Genomic DNA, 1,071 nt, shown 5'->3' on the forward strand with positions numbered 1-1,071 from the left:
GTGGGCCACGGGTCGTAGACGGCGTCCAGCAGCACCGGGATCGCGGCGAAGGTGTCGGCGTGGCGCGACGCCGCGTCCGCCGGGATGGTGCTGACCAGCACTTCCGCGGCCGCCACCCGACCGGACAGCTCGTCGCCGTCGTCCAGGCCGCAGATCCGCGTCGTGACGCCGGCACGCGCACCCAGGTCCACCAGCCGGGCCGCCTTGGCGGCGTCGCGCGCCACGACGGTGATGTCGGTGACGCCCAGCAGCGCCAGTCCCACCACGGCCGCCGGTGCGGTGCCGCCGGACCCGCACACCAGCGCCGGGCCCGACGCGGCCCCGAGCGCCCCCGCGACGCCGTCGACGTCGGTGTTGTCGGCGCGCCAGCCCGCCGGGGTGCGCACCAGGGTGTTGGCCGAACCCACCAGCGCGGCGCGCTCGGTGTGCTCGTCGGCGAACTGCAGCGCGGCGAACTTGCCCGGCATCGTCACCGACACGCCGACCCACTCGGGCCCGAACCCGCCGACCACCCCCGGCAGTTCCTCGGCGCCGCACTCGATGCGCTCGTAGGTCCAGTCGTGAAGGCCCAGCGCGCGGTAGGCGGCCAGGTGCAGTTGCGGGGACTTCGAATGGGCGATCGGCTTGCCGAGAACCCCGGCCTTTCTAGCGCGCGGAGTCGAGGACACCGTTGCGCTTAGCCAGCTCGATGTTGGCCAGATGCTGTTGATAGTCGCGGGTGAACAGGGTCGTCCCCTGGGCGTCGATGGTGACGAAGTACAACCAGTCCCCCGGCACGGGATGCTCGGCGGCTTGCAGCGCGTCGACACCGGGCGAACAGATCGCGGTGGCGGGCAGCCCCGGCGACACGTAGGTGTTCCACGGCGTCCGCTGGGCACGGTCGGCGTCGCTGGTGGCCACCTCGCGGCGGTCCAGGGGGTAGTTCACGGTGGAGTCGAACTCGAGCGTGCGGTGTTCGTGCAGGCGGTTGTAGATCACCCGCGCCACCTTCGGGAAATCCTGCGTGTTGCTCTCCTGCTGCACCAGCGAGGCCACCACCAGGATGTCGTAGGGCGAGAGGTGCAGCGACGC

The 1,071-nt window shown here is 72.0% G+C and carries 2 protein-coding genes; both read right to left on the bottom strand.

Annotated elements, in window-relative coordinates; genetic code table 11:
- Positions 1-668, bottom strand: a 668-nt coding sequence (locus AC2VON_RS00885; protein ID WP_486951255.1) for a shikimate dehydrogenase, incomplete at its 3' end; no start/stop codon positions are given.
- Positions 646-1,071 (bottom strand): endolytic transglycosylase MltG (locus tag AC2VON_RS00890; protein ID WP_486951256.1); only part of this gene is annotated, 426 nt, incomplete at its 5' end. The genes AC2VON_RS00885 and AC2VON_RS00890, both read right to left, overlap by 23 nt.

Source organism: Mycobacterium sp. TH-M82 (assembly GCF_057473605.1).